The sequence below is a fragment of the Serpentinicella alkaliphila genome (genome assembly GCF_018141405.1).
GTDB classification, from domain to species: Bacteria; Bacillota; Clostridia; order Peptostreptococcales; family Natronincolaceae; genus Serpentinicella; species Serpentinicella alkaliphila.
This window is the reverse complement of record NZ_CP058648.1, coordinates 3,178,612-3,202,051: the sequence shown is the minus strand read 5'-3', so window position 1 is coordinate 3,202,051 and position 23,440 is coordinate 3,178,612. Positions and strand designations below refer to the sequence as shown.

The window sequence follows — 23,440 nt, the reverse complement described above, 5'->3', positions numbered from 1 at the left end:
TTACTTATCTTGGCTTGTTTTTTTGGCATGAAGCTATTACAATATTGGCTAAATGGAAGAGTGTTGGAGAAAGAATTTACTGACTTATCAAAGGAAGTTGAGGAGATACGAACTCAGCACGAAGCTCTAGGGAGTTCTGACCATTTAGATCCGCAGCCATTACCCGACATGGAAGAAATTAAGTTGAAGAATAGTGATTTCTTTGCATGGTTATATGTAGAAGGAACAAATATAGACTATCCGGTGATGTTCACACCTGAGAGTCCAGAATATTATCTGCGCAGGAATTTTAAAAAGCAGTATTCTATAGCGGGGACCCCATTTTTGGACAGTCGTTTCACAGATGGAGCAGAGAATTATATTATATATGGTCACAATATGAAGAACGGATCTATGTTTGCCAATCTACTTAAATATCGTGATGAAACCTTTTTTAAGAGTTATTCTAGGATTAGGCTTACTACATTGTATGAGGAGATAATTTACGAGGTAATTGCGGTTTTTCTTTCAGAGGTTCATGTAGATCGAAATACATTTCCTTGGTTCAACTATTTGAAATTTCAGGATGAAAATGTATTTTTAGAGTTTGTGAGCAAATTACAGGAAGAGTCTCTATTACCATTGCCTGTAACACCTATTTATGGAGATTCTTTTCTCACTTTGGTAACCTGTTCTAATCACGATATTACTGGTCGATTTGTACTTATAGCACGAAAAGTTCGATAAATCATATGTTTTGAGTTTTAATAAAAAAATTATTAAATAGACGGGCTCACTACCATTTCGACAAATTCCACCTTAAGGTTATAGGTTGTAAAATATTTAAATTATAACTGTGCATGCTAAAAAACACTTATTTTCTTTGTTTGCATGCACTATTTTTTATGGTTTTAGTAAGAAGTTGTAGATTCGAATGAAAATTCATTTTTAGAGGATACATGGTTTTACTGACTTACACTGATACAATGCAAACCCATTCATGTAAAAAACCTCCGCACAAGCTAGTCATTAAAGGACATCGAAGAAACAAATGAAAGAGATAATTTTCACACTTATGTATAAGTACTTAATTAGTTTTAATAAAACTTAAATTAAGTACACTGTAGAAATCATCACTTTAAACAGATGAATTTTTTATTGTTTTAATTACGAAATTACTGAAATGTCAGTTGGCCAGTTAATCTGTATGTTTGGAAGTAAAAACTTGATGCTATGTACTGTAGAATATTGGGTATTTTTAATCTATGAAGTATTACTCTATTAACAGAAAATAGATAAATAGTTTAGGAGGGTTGTAACGCAAAAAATTGTTCCACGTTTATGGTATGAGAAGGATGCTAAGGAAGCGGTCTTGTTCTATATCAGTTTATTTGACCAAACTAAGATATTGGATGTAATAGTTTTAGAAAACATATCATCGGGTGACACTGAAGTTGTTAGTTTTGAACTGGCAGGACAACAATTTGAAGCAATTAGTGCCGGTCCATATTTCAAATTCAACCCATCAATTTCATTAATGGTACACTGTAACTCAGCTAAAGAAGTAAACACAAAATGGAAAGCTTTATCTGAAGGTGGAAAGGAATTAATGCCACTAGGGGAATACCCTTTTAGCAAGTGGTATGGGTGGGTACAGGATCGATATGGTTTATCCTGGCAGTTAATATTTATGGATTATGGACAAGGTGTTCAAAAGATCGTACCAAACTTACTTTTCTCAAATGAGTCATGTGGTAAGGCTGAGGAAGCAATAATTTGCTACACACAAGTGTTTGAAGATTCGGAAGTAAGTACTATTAGCAGATATAAAGAAGGAGAGGCAGTAACACCCAAGGCAAAAATAAACTATGCTGCCTTTAAACTGCACGACATTCCTTTTGCTGCCATGGACAATAGTTTTGATGTGGATTTTAGTTTTAATGAGGCATTTTCACTCATTATTAAATGTGAAGATCAGGATGAAATTAATTATTTTTGGACAAACTCTCTGCTGTACCTGAGGCAGAGCAATGCGGTTGGGTAAAAGATAAGTTCGGAATATCATGGCAAATTGTACCTACAGTATTGTATGAGATGATGAAATTCGGTGATAAAGAAAAATCAAAACGGTTGACAGAGGCGTTTCTAAAAATGAAAAAATTTGATTTGGAAGCTCTGCAAAAAGCATTTGAGGGGTTTTAAATGTTTGGACAAACATGTAAATACAAATAATCATAGATTTAGAATTAAGGTTTGATTATAGTAATAGTAACTAACTCGGATGAGTAAGATTAGAAGGGAGTAAATAAGCATGGCATACTTTGATCTACTTAATATATTGAAAGTACGTTTTGAGAAAAATATGCATCGCCATAGAGATCTGGAATGGGATAAAGTACAAGGAAAGTTGGAAGTTAATACTGAAAAACTACGTTCACTTAATGAAATGGAAGAAACAGGTGGAGAACCGGATGTTTTTGGATATGATGAAATGACAGACGAGTACATTTTTTATGATTGTTCAGAGGAAAGTCCTAAAGGACGTAGGAGTTTGTGCTATGATCAAGAGGCAATGGAAACGAGGAAAGAACATAAACCCAAGAACAGTGCTATTGAGATGGCTGCTTGTATGGGTATAGAGCTTTTGACTGAGGAACAATACCGGGAGTTGCAGAAGCTTGGTAATTTTGATATGAAAACGTCGAGTTGGGTGAAAACACCTAATGAGATTAGAAAACTTGGAGGAGCCCTCTTTTGTGATCGTAGGTATGGCCAAGTCTTCGTATATCATAATGGTGCAGAATCATACTATGCTGCCAGGGGGTTCCGTGGCTCGCTGAGAGTATAATTATATAAATACTAATTGTAAATAATAGATTGTACAAGATTCTATACTAAAGAACTTAATAGAATAATCATATGTAACCACTATTTACACATAGAAATAGATAATTGCAATAAGCAAATAAGACCTAATGCAATTCTTTATTCTATATATAGATCTCATAAACTTATGAAAATTATGTGTAATTTAGTAAGTATGTAATATAATGTATATGAAAGCTTGTGTACTAAATTTTAATTTCAAACATTAAGTGGGGGAAATCATGTTTAAGCTACTAAAAAATATTTTATGGGTATTGTTAATATCATTTTTGTTATTATTTATCCCTAGGCTTGCGGGAATGATCGCTAGTTCATTAAATTATCAAGTAATAGACACTGATGGCGCTTTTGCATGGGTATCTATTCATCACATTTCACAGGCCCTTATCTTTGTTATTCTAATGATTCTTATAAAAAAAATTAAATCCATAGAGTTTGGCTTTAACTGGGGTAACAGAGAAGCTGGAAAGCAATATTTAATTAGTTTTTTTAAATATTTTAGTATGTATACTGTAGGGGCTTTTATAACAGTCGTTGTAACGAAATCATTTCAACCATTTACATTTCCATTATCCACAGTAAACATATTAGGACAATTAGGCTTCCAGCTTCTACTTTCAGGTCCATCAGAAGAACTTATATTTAGAAGTTTTGCAATAACTATGTTAGCCTTAGTAATTGAAGGAAGAGTTTTTAAGGGAAAAGTAAGTTTATCTAATATTATGTCAGCAGTTATTTTTGGGTTAGCCCATGTGGGCTTTACACTTAGACCCTTTGAACTTAGATATAGTGTATTTCAAGTTGTTTATGCGATTATACTAGGCCTGTTTTATGGGGAATGCTATGAAAAATCCGAAAGTGTAATCTATCCAATGATTATGCATAGCTTTACAAATGTTTTAATGGTGGGATTAACAATTGTTTTATCATTTATCCTATAAAAATATAGAACTATAATAAAACGTCCAAGAAGATGTTTTATTTTTTTGATTCCCAAAGGGCATGAGATTTTATCATTGTTAAATTGATATTAAATGAGTTTTAATGAAATTATGTAAATATGTAGTACAAATGATAGTAATTTGTAATAATTGAGAAATATAAATCGAACTTTCATTTTGATATAATTGAAATACACTAACATTTTGTATTAGTTAAATGCAATATAGGTGCTAAGGTACTATATTCTAGAGTTCAAGCTAATCTTTATTCAAAGGGGGAAAAAAATGTTAAATAAAAGTTACTTAAGTAAGTTTATTGTATATTGCGTTGCGTTTTCAGTATTGTTAGTTGGATTACCTGTTGATGCTTTTGCAACATCAACTCCGTGGGATCAATACAAGCAATTTATACCAAATGAATCACCTGTTGTAAAAAGACATTTGAGAGGTGCTTGGATTTCAACTGTAATAAATCTAGATTGGCCATCTGTCGAGACTAGAAACATTGTAAATGATCAAGAAAGAATACACAAAACTAAGGAGGAACTAATTTCAATATTAGATAAATCTGTGGAGATGAATATGAATGCCGTATTCTTTCAAGTGAGCCCTGAGGGAGATGCCCTATATAGATCAGATATTGTACCTTGGTCCCGTTACCTTACTGGAACCTTCGGTAAAGACCCAGGCTTTGACCCATTGGCATTTGCTATAGAAGAAGCTCATAAGCGTAATCTTCAACTTCATGCATGGTTTAATCCATATAGGATATCTATGAATACTAACGAAGCTACAATACAGTCACTTAGTATAAACAAAAGTGTTTATAGAGATTATCCGGATTGGATTAGGACTACAAAGTCTAGGTTTGTAATAGACCCTGGTATCCCTGGGGCAAGAGAATGGGTAAGAAAAAGGGTAATGGAAGTTGTAAAGAATTACGACATAGATGGGATACATTTCGATGATTACTTTTATTATGAAAATTTTGTTGGAGAATTAGAAGATGATAATACCTTTATGCAATTTAATACAGGACAATTTTCTAATAAAGGGGATTGGAGAAGAAATAACACCTATTTACTTGTAAAAGAGATTTCAAATGAAATAAGATCAGCAAAGCCTTGGGTCAAATTCGGTATTAGCCCAGCTGCAATCTGGGCAAACAAAAAGGATGGACATCCTAGTGGCTCAAATACAAATGCTGGATTACCAAACTATGATAGAAGTTTTGCTGATACTAAGAAGTGGGTAGAAGAGGAGATTATCGATTATATCGCTCCTCAGATTTATTTTACTTTTGCTAATCCGCATGTTCCATATGGAGAAGCAGTTAGTTGGTGGTCAGAAGTCACTAAAAACAGAAAAGTACACCTATATATAGGCCAGGCTCTATATAAGGTTAATAGTGATTCGGACCAATATTTCCAGAATCAGAATGCAGTAGATGAATTTGTGCGTCAGCATAAGTTTAATGTTTTGAAGCCGGAAGTAATGGGTAGCATAATGTTTAGATTCAGAAATTTTAATGATTCGAATAAGCAGCAGGTTGTAAATGCTATGAGGCAAGATTTGTGGGGGACTAAGGCTTTGGTTCCTGTTATGGATTGGAAAGGTGGACAGGCTCCACGTACTCCTGTTCAAGGAAAAGTAGAGGCTCTTTCTAATCAAACAAAGTTGACTTGGATAGATAATGGTGGAAATACGGCTTATTATGCAATATATAGGATGAATAAGGGTAATAGTCTAGACATTGACTCTGATAGAAGTGCCCTTCAACTTATAGGAACTGTAAGAAAAAGTGATAAAACTGTTCAGGAATTTATTATTAATAGTAGTTATGACCTTGATAAAATAGACTTTGCTATAACTGCTCTAGATAGACTTCATAATGAGAGTAAAGAGTTACTAATTACGGTAAATCAATCAAGGTATTTTAGCGATGTTAACAATCAACACGCTTGGGCAATTAAGGCGATCGATAACCTGTATGAAAGAGGCGTAATCAATGGTGTTGGAAATGGAAGATTTGCTCCAGGTAATAATATAACTAGGGCTGACTTTTTAGTTATGGTGATGAATTCATATAATATAGAACTTGATTCAAACGTTACGAACAACTTTGCTGATGCAGGTAACAAATATTACACAAAATATCTTGGCACTGCGAAAAGGCTTGGCCTTGTGTCAGGAGTTGGTAATAACCTTTATTCACCTGAAACTCCAATAACACGTCAAGATATGCTTGTAATTTTACATCATGTATTAGATAAGTTAGGAGCGTTGCCTGTTGATAATAATGTCGGTAGGCCTTTTGAAGAGTTTAAAGATATAAATGAGATTCCTAGTTATGCATTAGGTGCAATGAAATTTTTCGTGAGAACAGGTATCGTGCAAGGAGAAGGCAATAGACTTATGCCTAGAACAACAGCTACTAGAGCGCAAACAGCTCAAGTGCTTTTTAACATATATACAAAATAGGATTATTATAGAAGAGAAGCTTTAGATATATTTGATATTAGATTATTAAATGTAATAACTCAAATTTATTGATAAATCTTATATTTTATCAATAAATAAATCTCATTTTATGTAATGTTTAATATTTAATGAATATAAATTTACTTTCTTGGGAATTTTATTTGTGAGGTTAGATTTTAAATCTTTAATAAAATTCGGAGGTATTATTAGATGAATGGTACAGTAAAATGGTTTAATGCAGAAAAAGGATTTGGATTTATTACAGGAGAAGACGGCAAAGATGTTTTTGCACATTTTTCTCAAATAAATACCAATGGATTTAAAACACTTGAGGAAGGTCAAAAAGTTTCATTCAATGTAACTCAAGGACCTAAAGGTCTTCAAGCAGAAGATATTACTGCTATATAAAATACTATAGTAAAAAACCCCCTGATAGAATGTTTTAGGGGGTTTTTTCATGGTTATTATAGCCTATAACTGTGCTTAACAGCGTAATTCAAGCAATATATACATAGGTACAAAGGATAGTTAGAAGTACCCTTATGTGACTTAGAAATTAACAATAATAAAACAAGCTTATTAATCTATGACGTAAAATTAAAATATTATTAAATTTTGTTTGAAAATTCAGAAAAAAAAATATATAATATTATGTATATTTAAATTGAGTCAGGTTATAAATTATTGTTCTATAAGTAAAGCTATATAAGCTGAGATAAAAGAAAAGAAAGAGGAGAAAGAATATGGGTAAAACTTTAGCTGAAAAAATATTTGATGCACACAGAGTGAATATGCCGTTTCCTGATACGCATGTTCTAAAATTGGATAGAGTTTTCTGTCATGAAATTACGACACCAATTGCAATTACGGACCTTATGGCTAGGGGGATGGACAGAGTCTTCGACCCTACGAAAATTAAAGCAGTAATAGATCATGTAACCCCTGCGAAGGATTCGAAAACAGCTGAACAGGGAAAAATACTACGTGACTGGGCTAAAAGACATGGTATTAAGGACTTTTTTGACATTGGAAGAAATGGAGTTTGTCATGCAATATTTCCTGAAAAGGGTTTCGTTAGACCAGGTTTTACAATAATTATGGGTGACTCTCATACTTGTACTCATGGAGCTTTTGGTGCTTTTGCAGCAGGAGTTGGAACTACAGACCTTGAAGTAGGTATATTAAAAGGGGTTTGTGCATTTCATTCACCTAAAACTATAAAATTCGTATTAAATGGTTCATTAAAACCAGGTGTTTACGCAAAAGACCTAATACTATTCATTATAAAAGAGCTTACAGTAAATGGTGCAACAAATATGGTAATAGAGTTTACAGGACCTGTAGTAGATGCTATGTCAATGGAATCACGTATGACATTGTGTAATATGGCGATAGAAGCAGGTGGTACAAGTGGAGTATGCTATCCGGATATGACAACAGTGGAATATTTGTGGGAATTTATTAAGGATGAATTTAGTTCAAAACAAGAAGCTTTAAAAGAATACTCTAAGTGGATTTCTGATGAAGATGCAAACTATGAAAAAATATATGAATATGATATTTCTAATTTAGAGCCTATGGTTACTTTTGGGTTTAAACCGGATCAAGTTAAACCAGTAGATGAAATGATTGGTACAAAAATTGACCAGGTTTATATTGGAAGTTGTACAAATGGTAGAATAGAAGACCTTAGAATTGCAGCTGAAATTCTTAAAGACAAGAAAATTAATGATGACGTTCGTGGAATTGTAAGTCCTGCAACTCCAGATATTTATACTATGGCTTTAAAAGAAGGTATAATTGAAATCTTCCAAAATGCTGGGTTTTGTGTAACAAATCCTACATGCGGGGCTTGTCTTGGTATGAGTAATGGAATTCTTGCGAACGGTGAATCATGTGCTTCGACAACAAATCGTAACTTTAATGGTAGAATGGGTAAAGGTGGTACAGTTCATTTAATGAGCCCTGCAACAGCTGCAGCTTCAGCTCTTGAGGGAAAAATAACAAATTCTCAATTATATAAAGGATAGTTAGTGGGGGAAAAAAATGAAAAAATTTAGTGGAAAAGTTTTATTCTTAGACAGAAGTGATATCAATACTGATGAGATAATTCCAGCGAAATATCTTACGGAAATTACGAAGGAGGCTTTAAAACCATTCTTATTAGAAGACTTAGTGCTTAATGGGTTCAACAATAAGGAAGATATTAATGATAAGGCAGTAATAGTAACAAGAGAAAATTTTGGATGTGGTTCTTCAAGAGAGCATGCCCCATGGGCTCTTGAGGTAAATGGAATAAATGTAGTTATCGCAGAAAACTTTGCAAGAATATTTAGACAGAATATGTACAATTGCGGCATGTTTGCAATACAATTACCGAAAGAAAAGATTGATTATCTTTTTGACACATATTCTGACAAAGATACTACTATAACAATAGACATTGACAGATCTAAGATTATCGTGACTACCCAAGATAGATCAGATGAAATTGATTTTGTAATTGGTGAGTTTGACAAGACACTAGTTAAAGAAGGCGGCTGGGTTGGCTATGCTGATAAAAACTACTAATTTATAGGTATCCATTTAAACTGGTGAAGAGTAGTAAAGTAATTAAAAACATATTGAATTCTATATTATTTGAATAGTTTCCTAAGTGGAACCAGACCGTATTTAGTCAATTGACTTAATACGGTCTTTTTGGATTGTATTAGATTGGATCTTTAAATCATTTAATACTGTACTAAATTTTATTAGCTTTTTAAAAGAGGTTCTTTATTAATATTTAAAGATTTTGAGATCTAAACAATTATTAGTTAACCAACTAATATATATTGGTTGACAATACTTCTTCAGTATTCTATAATTAACTGATATTAGTAGCTTTATATATTTTAATAGAGACATGAATATGAATATGGCCATGATATTATCAAATTCTCAAACAAACTAGGAGGTCGAATAGCAATATAATAAATGAATAAAGAAGCATTGAATCAGCTTACATTAAACATATAGAATTTATATAAGATTTACTGGAATTATAATAACGCATTTTAATTACTAGGAGGAAAAATAATGACTAAAAATTTTAAACTAAAAGATATGATGTATTCTTCGATATTTGCTGCTTTAATTAGTGTACTAGGTTATGTTGTAATACCCCTTCCTTTTAGTCCTGTACCGGTAACTGGGCAGACTTTAGGGATTATGTTAGCTGGGCAGCTGTTGGCGCCATTTCAAGCATTCTTAAGTGTTTTTATATTTATACTGCTTGGAGTTGCTGGAGTTCCTGTTTTTTCAGGTGGTAGATCAGGAATAGGTGTTTTAGCCGGACCTTCTGGTGGGTATATTGTGGGTTTTTTAGTAGGAGCTGTAGTTATAAGTCTACTATGTAGAAAATCAAACAATATATGGAAATTAGGGGGTTCAGCGATAGTTGGAGGAATTATAGTTGTTTATTTATTAGGTGTATCTAGGCTAAACTTTTTAACTGGAATGGGGTTAGAGAAGGCAATTGTTACTGGTGCACTGCCATTCATACCAGGAGATATTTTAAAGGTAATCGCTGCAACATTGTTAGCTAAAAGGTTAAAACCACATTTAAAAAGTAGGTAGATAATAGATGAATAAAGTTTATATCGTAGATGGTTGTAGAACCCCAATAGGAAAGAAAAATGGAAAGCTTTCTACTTATCTTCCGGAAAAATTAGGAGCAGCTGTTATGAATAGGTTACTTGGGCGAAATGCTCTAAAACCAAAGAATATTGATGAAGTATTCCTCGGAAATGCTATTGGCCCTGGTGGTAATATAGCTAGACTCTCTTTATTGGAAGCAGGATGGGACCAATCAATACCAGCTACAACTATAGATTTTCAGTGTGGCTCAGGGATGAAATCAATATTTGTGGCTTACTATATGATTAAAGCCTCTGAAGCAAATTTAGTGATAGCTGGTGGAGTAGAAAGTACATCTTTAGAACCTATGAGAAGATATAACAATAAAGATCCTAAATTTGAAGGTGAAGCTGTTTTTTATTCTAAGGCCCAGTTTTCACCTTTTATTTTAGGAGACCCGGATATGCTAACTGGTGCTGAAAAAACAGGAGAGCTCTTTGGACTAAGTAGAGATGATATGGATAGATGGGCTTTAATGAGTCATAAGAGGGCTATTGAAGCTAAGTATGAGAATAAACTTAAAGATGTAATAATTAGTTTGGATGGAGATAGTCAAATTTCCGATGAAAGTATAAGAGAAAAAATGTCTATGAGACTTTTAGCTAAGGCTGCACCAGTAGTAAAACCAGGTGGAAATATAACAAGTGGTAATTCATGCTTAACACATGATGGTGCTTGTGCACTATTACTGGCCTCACAAGAGGCAGTAGAAAAATATAATCTTAAGCCAATAGCTATTATTGAAGCCGTTGGAAGTATAGGAGTAAATCCAAATTACCCACCAGTCGGTGCAATAAATGTAGTTAAGAAATTACTTAATGAAAGGAAATTAACTTCAAATCAAATAGATGTTTATGAAGTTAATGAAGCATTTGCAGTAAAGATATTAGGCTTTATTAAGGAGTTAGGTATTTCGGAAGAAACTATAAATCTCTGGGGTGGGGCATTAGCATATGGACATCCCTATGGAGCTTCTGGTGCTATTATTACTCTTCACCTAGCTGAAATACTGAAAAAGGATAATAAAGAGAGAGGTATTGCTGCAATAGGAGTCGCTGGTGGACAGGGGGCTGCTATTATGATTAGAAATATAACAAAGGATGAATAACTCATGTGTTTAAGTATAATTGATAGAATAGCTACTAATGACGGTAAAAGGGAATTTATACAATCTGACTATGAGGAGTATTCATACTTAGAAGCAAAAGAATTTATTGACAATATTTCTGAACAGTTGTTAAAGTTTGGAAATAAAGGGGATTTGGTAATTATAAAGGAGGATAGCCCAGTTAAGCAACTCATGTATTTCTTATCCTCTTGGAAGGCTGGACTAATTTCTGTCATCCTTTCACCGAATATTTCCAAGGAAAACTACAAACGATTAATTAATAAAATTGACCCTAGAATAATTATTAATGGGGAGATCAAGCTATATAAAGATAATAGAGCATCTGGTTTAGACCATGGTTCAAATCTTTTTCTTTGTGCCCTTTCCTCTGGAACTACAGGGGAAGAAAAATTAATATGGAGAAGTTATAACACCTGGGAAAGAGCATTTAAACATCAAAGTGAAATATTTAATATTAACAAGGGTAATAGACTACTGTTAAATGGAAACTTTCACTACACAGCGAACCTTAACGGTGCTATACATATTTTTTATGAGGGTGGCACATTAGTCCATACGAAAAAACAAAAACCTATGGAAATAATGAATATCATCAATAAAAAAAATATTGATGCTATTTTTATGGTTCCAGCGTTATATAAAATATTAACGACTAGTGACAATATACAATCATTAGAGGTTAAATCAGTTGTATCCGCAGGTTCTAAATTAGATATGAATACATTTAGTAGATTAAAAGAAATATTTCCGAAGGCAAAAATTGTTGAATATTATGGGGCAAGTGAACTTGGACATATATCCTATTTAAATTTCGAAGATTCCCTACAGAAAGAAGGTAGTGTAGGGAGAGCTTTTCCAGATGTACAAATAATTATTGAAAACGAAAAAGTATGGGTCAAGAGTCCTTATATTGCTGATGGTTTTCCTACAAAGCATTCAGCGGGGGACTTGGGATATTTAGATGAAGATAATTTTTTATTTCTTACAGGTAGAGAAGGAAATATTATTAACAAAGCAGGGGAAAAAATAATGGCAGAAGAGATTGAAAAGGTCATAATGCAACATCCCGATGTTAATGAGGCTGTAGTTATAGGAAAGGCTCACCACTTAAAGGGAGAAGAGATTATGGCAGTCATATCAATTTATGAGAAGTTAAATGAAGTAGAGCTAAAAAATGAAATAAAGATGTTTTGTAAACGGTATTTAGAATATACAAAAGTTCCAAAGGACATTGTTATTATAAACAGCATTCCTAGAAATGAGAATGGAAAGATAGATAGAAGGTTACTTAAACAATTTGGCAACGGAAGTTTAATCTAGGTAGAAGAAGATTTATCGATAATTTTATAAATATAGAGGGAGTATTGCCTCCCTCTATATTTATATGGAATATTGTATGAATTAAAGCCTATATTTTAGAATGCTCTCCTTTGCTTTCGTATTCATTAGTACTCTTAACTACAAGGGAAACTAGTCCTAGTAAGGCTAATAGATTAGGTATAACCATTAGACCATTAAAAGTGTCAGCTAATTCCCATACGATTTCAACTTTCATTGCAGTACCCAAAATAATAAAACTTAATACAAAAACTCTGTAAAAGCCAATACCTTTTTTACCAAATAAATATTTAATGTTTGATTCCCCAAAGTAGTACCAACCAATTATAGTAGATAGGGCAAAGAAGAATAAGCATATAGCAACAAAGGTAGCACCATGGGTGCCTAAACCTCTAATGAATGCTTCTTGTGTCAGTTGAGATCCATTAAGGCCAGTTGAAAGAGATCCAGTTGTCAAAATTACTAATGCAGTTAATGTACATACTATGCCAGTATCGATAATTATACCCATTATTGCAACTAATCCCTGCTGTGCTGGATGGTCTACCTTTGCAATAGCATGGGCATGAGGGGTTGAACCCATACCAGCCTCGTTAGAAAACAAACCTCTAGCTACTCCATAACGGAAGGCTTCTTTTATTGAAGCACCGATAATTCCACCAGTTGCTGCCATAGGATTAAAAGCTCCAATAAAAATCATTTTGAAAGCTGGTAGAATTTGATTGTAATTCATTATAACAATTGTAAGGGCACCTATAATATATAGGCCTGCCATAAAAGGAACGATTTTTTCAGTAAAAGAAGCTATTCTGTTAATACCGCCAATTATAATTAGACCAACTAAAGCTGCAACAAATCCCCCTGTTACTAACTTAGGGATATTAAAAGCAACATATGCTGCTTCTGATATAGAATTTGACTGAACCATATTCCCCATAAACCCTAATGCTAGTACAATAGCTATCGCGAAAAATCCTGCTAAAAATTTACTATTTAAACCATTTTTAATATAGTATGCTGGACCGCCCGTTAATTCACCGTCCACTTTTTCTGTATAAAGTTGAGATAGAACTGCTTCACCAAAAATTGTTCCCATTCCTAGGAAACCGCTTAACCACATCCAAAAGATTGCTCCTGGGCCACCCGCAGCAATAGCTGTCGCAACTCCAGCCAAATTTCCTGTACCAACCTGGGCAGCTATTGCAGTTGTTAGAGCTTGAAATGAAGAAATACCATTTTCATCTGCTTTCTCTTTTTTATTAAAGATTCCGCCAAATGTTTCTCTCCAAATATCTTTAAATCTTCTAATTTGAATGAATCTTAGCTTCACTGTAAAAAGTACTCCTGTACCCAATAAAAAGAATAACATTACTGGGCCCCATAAAACACCATTAATTTTAGAAATGATTTCCATTAATAATTTCATGACAAAACCTCCGTAGTATAGTTAAATATATTTTTTATAACAGTTATAAATTAGGACTTATATTTTACAGATTGTAATAATGTAGTATTGATTTGCATCTCTCCTTTACAAGTAATATTGAGATTCAAAAAAAAGAAAAGAGACTATTCAAAGTTTAGTCTCTGGTTGGAATTAGATTTTTCATGCATGAACAAACCATTGTATGTACAAAGAAACGTAGATACAATAGTATTACATTAAATGAGAAAAATCCCCTGTCCTTTTACCTGAGAGTTTCACCTGATGTTTCAGGCTTTCCCCTTCGGTGCTCTTTTGAGTCTCTCCAGAGGCTCGTCCAATAACAGTCTACAGTTTGTATTCTATTACCTTCATCCGATACGTATAAAATTTTATTTTGTGAACAAATGTTATTCTACCATGAACATACTTATAAAATCAAGAGCCATTATTAGGACCTTTAGTAATATATCTATTTTTATTGGAAAACATGTAGTATTGGAAAAAATAGCAAAACATGTTATGTTATCAGTAGAAGACAGAAATTTTAACTGGGAAACTCATTGGTTAGAGTGAGTGAGGATACTGTCCATAGATTTTAATGTTTAGTAAAGATTTATAGTCATAATGGTGATTGAAGATTTAAATCATATTAATTTTTTATAACACCCTTTAATTTCAAGCGTAAAAATAGAAAACGAGGGTTATGAAAAATTTTAAAATATAAAAAAAATCACAAAAATAATAATTATACTGACTTGATTTATAACATATGATATAATGAATATGGAACATGTTTCATTAGTTTGTTCTTTAGGGTGAAAGTATTGTGTTAAAAAGTGTTTATTTTAATTAAAGGTTATATTCATAAAGTGTGAAGTACAAGTCATATATTTAATATAATTAAAGTAGGATGTGCTGCTCAAATTAACTGAGTATGTACAATAATTTACTAAGACATGCATGGAACTTGTTCCACATGTTGTGTTTTAAATTTTAAGGGTACAAAGCATAGAGATAAGTAAATTGATTGAAACTAATTATAGATAAAAAATTTCTGAGATATGGGAATTATAAAGGTAGGAATTGATATGTCAAATATTAGAGAGATTGCGAAAAGGGCTGGAATTGGAATTGCAACCGTATCCAGATACCTAAATGATAATGGTTATGTTAGTGAGGAATCTAAGAAAAAAATTCAAAAAGTGATAGAGGAGTTAAATTATACTCCTAATGCACTAGCGAGAGCGGTGTTTACTAAAAATTCTAAAACGATAGGATTAATGGTTCCAAATATATCAAACCCATTCTTCAATCAATTAGCATCTGTTATAGAAGATTACGCGAAAAATATGGGATATAATATATTTTTATGCAACACAGATGATGATAAGGAAAAAGAAAAAAATTATTTAGAAGTTTTGAAAAGTCATAGGGTAGCAGGTATTATTGCTTCACGAAGTCAGTGCAAATCAGAATATAGCAATATTAACATTCCTGTAGTGGCCTTTGAAAACCATATACTCGATAATATTATTACCGTTTCTTCCGATAACTATAATGGAGGAAGAATGGCGTTTGAGCATCTATATAGTAAAAACTGCGAAAGAATTTTGCAGATAAGAGGACCTAAATCTTTTGAAGCAACGGAGCTAAGATTTGAAGGATTTATGGATGCGGCCAAAGATAAGGGTGTAGAGGTAAGCTTTATTGAGTTTCAGAGCGACTTTCAAGTAGAAATGTTAGAGGCAGATATAAATAGTATGAATGATATTAGTCAATATGATGGCATATTTGTTTTTAATGATATCGCAGCAGCTACTATAATGAGATCTCTTAAAAAAAGAGGGGTTACAATACCGAATCAAGTTAAGATTATTGGGTTTGACAATAGTTTTATTGGTGAGCTTCTATATCCTTCACTAACTACTATTAATCAGCCAATAGAAGAAATAGGTAGAACTATCGTTGAATTATTAATCAAGCAAATCAATGGAGATGAAGTTGCAGTAAAAGACTATATTTTGCAAACAAAACTTATAGAACGAGAGACAACTTTGTCTTTAGAAATATAATGTACTTTTCATGTAAGTTTATTCTAATTATAGGATTAAATTAGGTCCTAGGCGGCTAATTTTTACAAATACATTTAGACATAACTTTACATCTTTAAAAAAATATAACTATTTGTAAAACAAAATTTAATAAGTATATAGAAATATTCTATAGCATGAAAGGAGATTAAAATGGATGAGGTTGTTAAACTAAGAGTTCGTAACATTGAGAAATCTTTTCCTGGTGTTAAAGCATTAGATAATATTAACTTCTCTGTAAGAAAAGGCACAGTTCATGTATTGTGCGGTGAAAATGGGGCTGGCAAGTCTACTTTAATGAAGATTATTAATGGGATTTACAAAGCTGATGCTGGGGAAATATTAATCGATGGAAAAGTTGTTGAAGTACAGGATCCGATTAAAGCTAGAAGCTTAGGGATATCTATGATATTCCAAGAGTTAAACTACATTCCAGAAATGACTGTAGAGGAAAGTCTATTTGTAGGGAACTGGCCTAAGAACAGGTATGGTAATGTTGATTGGGGGGCAATACGAAGGAATACAATTGTACTTTTAAATAGAGAGGGTCTAGATTACTCTCCTGAAACAAAGCTAAAGGATTTAACAGTCTCTGATATACAAATGTTAGAGATATTAAAAGCTATCTCATGGAATTCAGATATAATTATTATGGACGAACCTACCTCTGCAATCACTCAAAAAGAAGTTGAAGTACTGTTTAAAAAAATAAATGAATTAAAAAGTAGAGGCGCATGTATTATATATATTTCTCATAAAATGGATGAGATTTTCAAAATTGCTGATGAAATAACTGTTTTTAGAGATGGATGTGTTATTGATTCAAGACCCAAAGAACAGTATGATATGGAAACTGTTATATCTCAGATGGTAGGTAGAAAATTAGAAAATAATTTTCCTAAAGAAGAGGTTGAAATTGGCAATACATTACTTGAAGTAAAAAACCTAACAAATAAAGGTAATTTTAACGAAATAAGCTTTCATGTTCGTGAGGGTGAAATAATTGGTTTTGCTGGGCTTATGGGGGCTGGTAGAACAGAGATTATGAGATCTCTATTTGGTCTTGATGAATACCAATCTGGGGAGATTATAATCAAAGGTGAGAAAGTCAGTATTAAAACTGTTAAGGACTGTATAAATAAAAAGGTTGTAATGTTATCAGAGGATAGACGTAGATATGGTATAGTACCAGTAAGAAGTGTTAGGGAAAACGTTTCTCTTAGTAGTCTAAAGAAGTTTATATATAGAGGTAGACTACACGCTAAAGAAGAGAATGCTGTTATAGAGGATTATTGCAAGAAAATGAGGGTTAAAACACCTACTGTTGAAACCTCAATAGAATCTTTAAGTGGTGGTAATCAACAAAAAGTAATTCTTGCTAAATGGATGGTTACTGATCCAGATGTTTTAATTTTAGATGAACCAACAAGGGGAATTGATGTTGGGGCAAAGTATGAAATATATGTTTTAATGATGGAATTGGCTAAACAGAAAAAAGGCATTATAATGGTTTCTTCTGAACTTCCTGAACTTATTGGAATGTGTGACAGAATATATGTTATATCAAAAGGTAAAGTAGCTGGTGAGTTAATGAGAAGTGATTTTTCACAAGAAGAAATTATGAAATTAGCCACTAAAACAAGTTAAATTGAGGTGAATACATGACAACTAATAAAATAAATAAAATTTGGACAGAGATAAAAAGTAAATATAGTATATTTTTAGTATTAGCTGTTTTATTCATTATATGCTCCTTAGCAAATGAAAACTTTTTATCCTATACTAACTTAACGAATATTTCTAGGCAAATTTCTGTAGTAACGATTTTAGCCTTTGGGCAAACAATACTAATAATATGTGGTATGTTAGACTTGTCATCAGGTTCAGTTTTAGCCTTGGCAGGGGTGCTTTCGGTATCAACCTACATTAATACTGGATCTCTACTTTTAGCTTTCATAGTAGCTATTATTGCCAGTGTAATATGTAATATACTAAATGGTCTAATGGTTACAAAATTTAAGACACCGCCTTTTATTGCTACTTTGGCTATGATGACTATGGCCCGTGGAGCAGCACTGTTATATACTAATGGACAAAACATATATCAAATTGGTGATTATATTAAGTTTGGTCAAGGCTCAACCTTTGGACTTCCAACACCTATAGTTTTCATGTTAGTAATATTAGCAATTACCTGGTATATTTTAAAACATACTATTTTCGGAAGATCGGTATATGCGATTGGTGGTAACGAGGAAGCAGCTAATGCCTCAGGAATAAGTGTAGATAGTATTAAGATGAAAGCATATATTATAAATGGTGTATTTGTAGGTATTGCTGGAGTTATATTCATGTCTAGGGTTAATGGTGGAATGCCTAACGGTGCGGTTGGTTTTGAGTTCCATGCCCTTACAGCAGCTGTAATTGGCGGAACAAGCTTCACTGGTGGAATTGGATCTGCAGTAGGTACTCTAGCAGGTGCATTCATTGTTGGTTTTCTAGATAATATCATGGTTCTAACAAGAGTAAACTCGTATTTACAACAAATTATTCGTGGTGCAATAATAGCACTAGCTGTAATATATGATATATGGGCAAAGTCAAAAAGAACAAAACGAAAGTTAAGAAGTGTTGAAGCAGATTCGAAAGAAACAGCGAAGAATAACTAAAGGCTTTAATAGAGTAATCTATTAAAATAAAATTATTTAAGGGGGAGATTAAATGAAAAAATGGTTATCAGTATTACTAGTAGTTGTATTAATGATGTCAGTGTTAGTAGGGTGTAGTAAACCTGCAGAAACTAAAACGGAACCTAAAAATGAAGGTCCTCAGGTTTATAGAGTAGCTTATATTGCGAGAGCACAAGCTGACTCATTTGCTGCATGGTTAGCAAACGCTGTTAAAGAAGAAGCTGAAAAGTATGACAATATTGTTGTAGACATATTTGATGGTCAAGCTAATGACTCAACTCAAAATGCATTAATTGAAAATGCTATAACAAGCAAGTATGATGCAATAATTATCCAACCAAACAATGGTGAAGCACAAAGACCATATGCTGAAAAAGCTGTTGCGGCTGGAATCATTACAATTACGACAAATGCAAGAATCGATGGAATCGAAGGAGCATCTTCAGTAGACGCTGATCCATATGCACAAGCAGCAGTTAACGCGGTTGTTGCAATTGATCAAATTCCTCAAAATGCTAATGTAGTTGTATTAAATGGACCTCCAGGAAACTTCCATGCTGATGCAAGACGTGTTAGCTGGCAAAAAGAGTTCTTTGAAAAAAGACCTGATGTAAAAATCGTTGGAGAAGAAATCGCTAACTGGAATAAAGATGAAGCTATGAACTACATGGAAACATGGGTACAAGCGAACAGCAAAATTGACGCTATAATTGCTATGAACGACAATATGGCAGCTGGTGCACTTGAAGTAGTTAAAGGTGATGCAAGATTTGCTAATATTTTAGCTTACGGTGTTGATGGAACAGCTGAAGCGGTACTATTAATTAAAGAAGGATTAATGACTTCTACAAGTTTACAAAGTGCTTATGAACTTGCTACTAATTTATTAGCAACAAGCCATAAACTTTTAACTGGTGAAGAAACTAAAATCGATATGGATATCGATTGTCCATTAATCAATATTGATAACGTTGATGAATTCATTGAAATGCACAAAAGAGCAGGAGCAATAAGATAAGTAAGGTTTGAATTTCAATATAATTGGTGCGCAGCTAGCAATGGTATGCGTACCAATTTTAATATAAGGATAAAAATATAATTAATTAAGGGGGCAATCTTAATGTGTAATAAGGCAATTTTTATGCAAGGTACTAACAATATGGTAGTTAAAGATGTTCCGATGCCTGAAATAAAAGAAAATGAAGTACTTATTAAAGTGGATGTAGTTGGTATATGTGGATCTGACGTTCATTACTATACACATGGGAAAATCGGTAGTTTTGTTGTTGAAGGAGATTTTATCTTAGGCCATGAGTGTGCCGGAGAAGTTGTAGAGATTGGTAAAAATGTAAAAAATCTTGTTGTTGGTGATAGAGTAGCTTTAGAACCAGGTAAAACTTGTGGAAAATGTGAATTCTGTAAGAGTGGTAAATACAATCTTTGTACAGATGTGGAGTTCTTTGCAACACCTCCTTACCACGGTGTATTTACTAACTATGTTGCTCATCCAGAAGATATGTGCTTTAAGCTACCTGAAAATGTTTCAAATACAGAAGGGGCTTTAGTAGAACCATTAGCAGTGGGGTTACATGCAACTGACCAAGGTGGAGTTAAACTAGGAAATACAGTAGTTATTTTTGGAACTGGTTGTATCGGCCTTGTAACATTACTTTCAGCTAAAGCTAAAGGTGCTTCTAATGTGATTGTTGTTGATGTATTAGAGAATAGATTACAAGTGGCTGAGAAAATTGGCGCAACTCATGTTATTAATGCTAAAACTACTAATGTAATAGAGAAAATTGCAGAACTTACAAATGGCAGAGGTGCAGATGTAGTAATTGACACTGCTGGGGCAGAAATAACACTAAAACAAACTGTAGATGTAGTTAGACGTGGCGGAACAATAGTATTAGTTGGAATGACACCTAAAGACGAAGTTGAATTTGACTTTATGAAGCTTATGGGTAAAGAAGCAGAAATTAAAACTGTTTTTCGTTACAGAAATCTATATCCGACTGCAATTAATGCTATCGCAAGTGGATCATTAAATGTAAAAGATATAGTTAGTCATGAGTTTGAGTTTGACAAAACTAAGGAAGCCTTTGATTTCGTTGCAGGAAACGCTAGTGACGTAGTTAAAGCTGTAATTAAAATTAAGTAAATACCCAAATCAGAAAAGAGGGGAAAAAATGTATTTTGTTGGTATAGACATTGGAACAACCTCAGTTAAAATAATTGCAATAAATGAAAATGGTGAAATTGTCAAATCAGTCAGTAAAGAATATCCTATATCATTTCCAAAACCTCTTTGGTCTGAACAAAATCCAGAGGATTGGTGGGAGCAATGTATAGTAGGACTTAATGAGCTTTTGGATGATTTAGATAAAAGTAAAGTTAAGGCTATAAGTTTTAGTGGTCAAATGCATGGAATGGTTACTCTAGATGAGAATGACAAAACTATAAGGCCTGCAATACTATGGAATGACCAAAGGACCGAGAAAGAGTGTGAGTATTTAAATAATGTAGTAGGACAGTCGAAGATATCTAGCTGGACAGGGAATCTAGCATTACCAGGTTTTACTGCTCCAAAAGTATTATGGTTAAAGGAAAATGAGCCAGAGAATTTTAAAGCCGTAAAGAAAATAATGCTTCCTAAGGATTACATTGCATATAAAATGTCAGGAATATTTGCAACGGATATGTCTGATGCATCTGGCACTTTGTATTTAGATGTGAAAAATAGAAAATGGTCTTTAGAAATGCTTGAGGTCTTAGGTGTTTCAGAGAGCCAATTACCAAAGCTACTTGAATCTTATGAGGTAGTTGCTAATATAAAATCTGATCTAGCAGCTGAGTTAGGACTTCGTGATGATGTGAAAATTGTGATTGGCGGTGGAGATCAGGCTGTTGCTGCTGTAGGTGGCGCAGTAGTTAAACCAGGCTCCTGTTCATTATCCCTTGGTACTTCAGGTGTTGTTTTCACGTCAAATGAACAATTCTTTGTAGATGAAAACAATAGTCTACATTCTTTCTGTCATGCAAATGGAAAATATCATCTAATGGGAGTAACACTTGCTGCGGCTGCATCTCTTAAGTGGTGGATAGAAACTATAATTAAAACGGAAAACTATGAAGAACTACTAAAAGAAGCGAAAGAGGCTGAAGTAGATGACAATGTATTTTATCTCCCTTATTTAATGGGTGAAAGAACACCACATAACGATCCTAATTGCAGGGGGACCTTTATTGGACTTAATATGATTCATGAAAGAAAGCATATGACTAGAGCAGTACTGGAAGGTGTAGCCTTTTCACTTAGAGATACCTTTGAAATAATAAAAGAAATGGGAATTGCAATTGATAGCATTAGTATTAATGGCGGTGGAGCGAGAAGTGAACTTTGGTGTGAAATAATTGCTGATGTACTAAACGTAACAGTAAATAAACTAAACACTAATGATGGTCCTGCTTATGGAGCAGCCATATTAGCTACAGTTGGGTTTGGGTTGTTTAATACAGTAGAGGAAGCTTGTAGTAAATACATTAATATAACTGATAGCATTGCACCTAATGCAAAAAATGCTGAAATATATAACAAAAAGTATGATAAATTTAGAAAAATATATCCTGCGACAAAAGAGTTATTTAAACAACTAAACAATTAATATAACTTAGGATAAAAAATAAACTATTTATATGTTTTAGTAACAAGTAGTTTTCATCATAAATACATCTGTAGACCACCTATAGATGATTTAAAGTATAATAGTTTCTAACGAAAAACTTACACAATTGAAAGTGTAAGTTTTTCTAATTAATAAATTAGTATTCTGTAGCTTATGTTAGTCGATTTAAACTAGAAATCAATATTTATATGAGAATATGGGTATAACATATAAGAAAGTATTGTATTCTAGAGATTTGAGTAAGATATTTTAACTACATAATAAATTGATATTTAGCAAGTAGTAATATATAATAAAATGTATTAAAACTAAATAAATGGACAGGTGCTGATTATAAGAAAAGTTATGAATCAGTGAAAAGGGAAGATGGGTATAAGCCCACGCGGTCACGCCACTGTAATAGAAGAGTTCTTCAAGTAAGCCACTGGGAAACTGGGAAGGTTTGGGGAACAATGAAACTTAAGCCAGAAGACCTGCCTGAACCATATCACCAATTAAACTCTACGAGCGATAGGGGGTGACATTATACACAGGATTACTTCTGCGTATTTGTAACCTTTCGACTAGTTTTTGACGAGAGGTTTTTTATTTTGTCTATCATCTAGGTATTTAGTTACAAGGATTTCGCTAAAACTATTAATCTGTAAATCAAGATTCTATGGTAGTAGTATATACAATCCACATTCTGGTACAATAGTTTTGATATAGAAATAAGAGCAATATTAAGTAATTTAATAAATTCATAAAGGAGTATGGCCATGAAAGGAATAATTATTATAGGACACGGAAGCAGAAATAAGGAAGCTCAAAGTCAGTTTATACAAGTAGTAGATAAGGTTAGAGAGAAGACACAGTTAGTAGTAGAAGGAGCATTTATGGAACTTGCAGAACCAGGTTTCTTTGATGTAATAAAAAAACTGGAAGATATGGGGATTATTGAAATTACGGTTTATCCACTCTTTCTATTTTCAGGTGTACATATAAATGAAGACATACCTCAAATGATAGGGGAAGCAGAACAAAAACATCCTGGAATAATGTTTAGAATGTTAGAACCAATAGGAGTAAGAGAAGAGCTGATTAATATAGTTGTAAATTCTATTAAGGAGTAAGGGA

The 23,440-nt window shown here is 33.0% G+C and carries 18 protein-coding genes, 1 pseudogene and 2 riboswitches; of the genes and pseudogenes, 18 read left to right on the top strand and 1 reads right to left on the bottom strand.

All coding sequences use genetic code 11. The annotated features are described in order from the left end of the window. Window positions 1–27: 27 nt before the first annotated feature. The 11 genes and pseudogenes from HZR23_RS16320 (at window position 28) to HZR23_RS16270 (ending at window position 12,414) form a co-directional block, all read left to right on the top strand. Window positions 28–726, top strand: a complete 699-nt coding sequence (locus HZR23_RS16320) for a class B sortase (RefSeq protein WP_165913621.1) — start codon at window positions 28–30, stop codon at window positions 724–726. A 580-nt stretch (window positions 727–1,306) separates the two neighbouring features. After that, window positions 1,307–1,995, top strand: a pseudogene (locus HZR23_RS16315) (VOC family protein); the annotation flags it as partial. Window positions 1,996–2,290: 295 nt separating this feature from the next. Beyond that, on the top strand, window positions 2,291–2,827 hold the full coding sequence (locus HZR23_RS16310; RefSeq protein WP_132847726.1) for a DUF4256 domain-containing protein: 537 nt from the start codon (window positions 2,291–2,293) through the stop codon (window positions 2,825–2,827). Between the two features lie 259 nt (window positions 2,828–3,086). Then, window positions 3,087–3,806, top strand: a complete 720-nt coding sequence (locus HZR23_RS16305) for a CPBP family intramembrane glutamic endopeptidase (RefSeq protein ID WP_132847725.1) — start codon at window positions 3,087–3,089, stop codon at window positions 3,804–3,806. A 285-nt stretch (window positions 3,807–4,091) separates the two neighbouring features. Next, entirely contained in the window at window positions 4,092–6,287 is a 2,196-nt protein-coding gene (locus HZR23_RS16300; protein ID WP_132847724.1) for a family 10 glycosylhydrolase, read from the top strand. Between the two features lie 210 nt (window positions 6,288–6,497). Then, the gene (locus HZR23_RS16295) at window positions 6,498–6,695 is read left to right on the top strand and encodes a cold-shock protein (RefSeq protein WP_132847723.1); all 198 of its coding nucleotides are present in this window, start codon (window positions 6,498–6,500) and stop codon (window positions 6,693–6,695) included. A gap of 335 nt (window positions 6,696–7,030) precedes the next feature. Beyond that, window positions 7,031–8,317: a 3-isopropylmalate dehydratase large subunit gene (locus tag HZR23_RS16290; protein ID WP_132847722.1), complete on the top strand. Its 1,287-nt coding sequence runs from the start codon at window positions 7,031–7,033 to the stop codon at window positions 8,315–8,317. Window positions 8,318–8,333: 16 nt separating this feature from the next. Then, window positions 8,334–8,858, top strand: coding sequence for a 3-isopropylmalate dehydratase small subunit (locus HZR23_RS16285; RefSeq protein WP_132847721.1), 525 nt, complete (start codon window positions 8,334–8,336; stop codon window positions 8,856–8,858). 507 nt (window positions 8,859–9,365) lie between these two features. Next, window positions 9,366–9,905, top strand: a complete 540-nt coding sequence (locus HZR23_RS16280; protein ID WP_132847720.1) for a biotin transporter BioY — start codon at window positions 9,366–9,368, stop codon at window positions 9,903–9,905. Between the two features lie 7 nt (window positions 9,906–9,912). Beyond that, the gene (locus HZR23_RS16275) at window positions 9,913–11,073 is read left to right on the top strand and encodes a thiolase family protein (RefSeq protein WP_132847719.1); all 1,161 of its coding nucleotides are present in this window, start codon (window positions 9,913–9,915) and stop codon (window positions 11,071–11,073) included. 3 nt (window positions 11,074–11,076) lie between these two features. Further along, window positions 11,077–12,414: an AMP-binding protein gene (locus HZR23_RS16270; protein WP_132847718.1), complete on the top strand. Its 1,338-nt coding sequence runs from the start codon at window positions 11,077–11,079 to the stop codon at window positions 12,412–12,414. 88 nt (window positions 12,415–12,502) lie between these two features. Here HZR23_RS16270 and HZR23_RS16265 read toward each other — a convergent pair whose 3' ends face one another. Continuing rightward, window positions 12,503–13,858 carry an alanine/glycine:cation symporter family protein gene (locus HZR23_RS16265; RefSeq protein ID WP_132847717.1) on the bottom strand — a complete coding sequence of 452 codons (1,356 nt, stop codon included), beginning with the start codon at window positions 13,856–13,858 and terminating at the stop codon, window positions 12,503–12,505. A gap of 244 nt (window positions 13,859–14,102) precedes the next feature. Next, a riboswitch (glycine riboswitch) is annotated at window positions 14,103–14,194 on the bottom strand. A 752-nt stretch (window positions 14,195–14,946) separates the two neighbouring features. Here HZR23_RS16265 and HZR23_RS16260 point away from each other — a divergent pair. From HZR23_RS16260 to HZR23_RS16230, 7 genes are all read left to right on the top strand, one after another. Beyond that, on the top strand, window positions 14,947–15,930 hold the full coding sequence (locus tag HZR23_RS16260; RefSeq protein ID WP_132847716.1) for a LacI family DNA-binding transcriptional regulator: 984 nt from the start codon (window positions 14,947–14,949) through the stop codon (window positions 15,928–15,930). 171 nt (window positions 15,931–16,101) lie between these two features. Beyond that, complete coding sequence (locus HZR23_RS16255; RefSeq protein ID WP_132847715.1) at window positions 16,102–17,595, top strand: sugar ABC transporter ATP-binding protein; 1,494 nt, start codon at window positions 16,102–16,104, stop codon at window positions 17,593–17,595. Between the two features lie 14 nt (window positions 17,596–17,609). Then, entirely contained in the window at window positions 17,610–18,617 is a 1,008-nt protein-coding gene (locus HZR23_RS16250; protein WP_132847714.1) for an ABC transporter permease, read from the top strand. Window positions 18,618–18,669: 52 nt separating this feature from the next. Next, window positions 18,670–19,656, top strand: a complete 987-nt coding sequence (locus HZR23_RS16245; RefSeq protein ID WP_132847713.1) for a sugar ABC transporter substrate-binding protein — start codon at window positions 18,670–18,672, stop codon at window positions 19,654–19,656. 102 nt (window positions 19,657–19,758) lie between these two features. Beyond that, a complete protein-coding gene (locus HZR23_RS16240) occupies window positions 19,759–20,799 on the top strand; it encodes an NAD(P)-dependent alcohol dehydrogenase (RefSeq protein WP_132847712.1) in 1,041 nt (346 codons plus the stop codon). Between the two features lie 28 nt (window positions 20,800–20,827). Then, window positions 20,828–22,303, top strand: coding sequence for a xylulokinase (xylB, locus tag HZR23_RS16235; RefSeq protein WP_132847711.1), 1,476 nt, complete (start codon window positions 20,828–20,830; stop codon window positions 22,301–22,303). A 326-nt stretch (window positions 22,304–22,629) separates the two neighbouring features. Further along, window positions 22,630–22,819, top strand: a riboswitch (cobalamin riboswitch). A gap of 263 nt (window positions 22,820–23,082) precedes the next feature. After that, on the top strand, window positions 23,083–23,436 hold the full coding sequence (locus HZR23_RS16230; protein ID WP_165913620.1) for a sirohydrochlorin chelatase: 354 nt from the start codon (window positions 23,083–23,085) through the stop codon (window positions 23,434–23,436). Window positions 23,437–23,440: the final 4 nt, after the last annotated feature.

What these genes read in the sequence shown, in the direction of transcription:
- HZR23_RS16320 (WP_165913621.1), top strand. Translation starts at nt 28, where the DNA reads ATGAAGCTATTACAATATTGGCTAAATGGAAGAGTGTTGGAGAAAGAA.
- HZR23_RS16310 (WP_132847726.1), top strand. Translation starts at nt 2,291, where the DNA reads ATGGCATACTTTGATCTACTTAATATATTGAAAGTACGTTTTGAGAAA.
- HZR23_RS16305 (WP_132847725.1), top strand. Translation starts at nt 3,087, where the DNA reads ATGTTTAAGCTACTAAAAAATATTTTATGGGTATTGTTAATATCATTT.
- HZR23_RS16300 (WP_132847724.1), top strand. Translation starts at nt 4,092, where the DNA reads ATGTTAAATAAAAGTTACTTAAGTAAGTTTATTGTATATTGCGTTGCG.
- HZR23_RS16295 (WP_132847723.1), top strand. Translation starts at nt 6,498, where the DNA reads ATGAATGGTACAGTAAAATGGTTTAATGCAGAAAAAGGATTTGGATTT.
- HZR23_RS16290 (WP_132847722.1), top strand. Translation starts at nt 7,031, where the DNA reads ATGGGTAAAACTTTAGCTGAAAAAATATTTGATGCACACAGAGTGAAT.
- HZR23_RS16285 (WP_132847721.1), top strand. Translation starts at nt 8,334, where the DNA reads ATGAAAAAATTTAGTGGAAAAGTTTTATTCTTAGACAGAAGTGATATC.
- HZR23_RS16280 (WP_132847720.1), top strand. Translation starts at nt 9,366, where the DNA reads ATGACTAAAAATTTTAAACTAAAAGATATGATGTATTCTTCGATATTT.
- HZR23_RS16275 (WP_132847719.1), top strand. Translation starts at nt 9,913, where the DNA reads ATGAATAAAGTTTATATCGTAGATGGTTGTAGAACCCCAATAGGAAAG.
- HZR23_RS16270 (WP_132847718.1), top strand. Translation starts at nt 11,077, where the DNA reads ATGTGTTTAAGTATAATTGATAGAATAGCTACTAATGACGGTAAAAGG.
- HZR23_RS16265 (WP_132847717.1), bottom strand. Translation starts at nt 13,858, where the DNA reads ATGAAATTATTAATGGAAATCATTTCTAAAATTAATGGTGTTTTATGG.
- HZR23_RS16260 (WP_132847716.1), top strand. Translation starts at nt 14,947, where the DNA reads ATGTCAAATATTAGAGAGATTGCGAAAAGGGCTGGAATTGGAATTGCA.
- HZR23_RS16255 (WP_132847715.1), top strand. Translation starts at nt 16,102, where the DNA reads ATGGATGAGGTTGTTAAACTAAGAGTTCGTAACATTGAGAAATCTTTT.
- HZR23_RS16250 (WP_132847714.1), top strand. Translation starts at nt 17,610, where the DNA reads ATGACAACTAATAAAATAAATAAAATTTGGACAGAGATAAAAAGTAAA.
- HZR23_RS16245 (WP_132847713.1), top strand. Translation starts at nt 18,670, where the DNA reads ATGAAAAAATGGTTATCAGTATTACTAGTAGTTGTATTAATGATGTCA.
- HZR23_RS16240 (WP_132847712.1), top strand. Translation starts at nt 19,759, where the DNA reads ATGTGTAATAAGGCAATTTTTATGCAAGGTACTAACAATATGGTAGTT.
- xylB (WP_132847711.1), top strand. Translation starts at nt 20,828, where the DNA reads ATGTATTTTGTTGGTATAGACATTGGAACAACCTCAGTTAAAATAATT.
- HZR23_RS16230 (WP_165913620.1), top strand. Translation starts at nt 23,083, where the DNA reads ATGAAAGGAATAATTATTATAGGACACGGAAGCAGAAATAAGGAAGCT.